This window comes from Streptomyces sp. NRRL F-6676, from assembly GCF_000725625.1.
In the GTDB taxonomy this organism is placed as follows: Bacteria; Actinomycetota; Actinomycetes; order Streptomycetales; family Streptomycetaceae; genus Streptomyces.
Genome location: NZ_JOHS01000149.1, coordinates 1 through 277, shown reverse-complemented (window position 1 = coordinate 277; position 277 = coordinate 1). Strand labels below are relative to the sequence as shown.

Annotated in this window: 1 protein-coding gene; it reads left to right on the top strand. The window is 70.4% G+C overall.

Going from position 1 to position 277, the window contains the following annotated elements:
• On the top strand, positions 1–277 hold a 277-nt coding region (locus IO29_RS31390; RefSeq protein WP_037840723.1), incomplete at both ends, for a methylmalonyl-CoA mutase family protein.

Below are 277 nucleotides of genomic sequence, written 5' to 3'. Positions count from 1 at the left end.
CGTGGACGACTTCGCGCCCCGCCTGTCGTTCTTCTTCGTCGCGCGGACGACGATCCTGGAGGAGGTCGCCAAGTTCCGTGCCGCCCGCCGGATCTGGGCGCACGTGATGCGCGAGGAGTTCGGGGCGAAGAACCCCAAGTCGCTGATGCTGCGCTTCCACACCCAGACGGCCGGGGTCCAGCTGACCGCGCAGCAGCCGGAGGTCAACCTGGTGCGCGTCGCGGTGCAGGGCCTGGGCGCGGTGCTGGGCGGCACCCAGTCGCTGCACACCAACAGC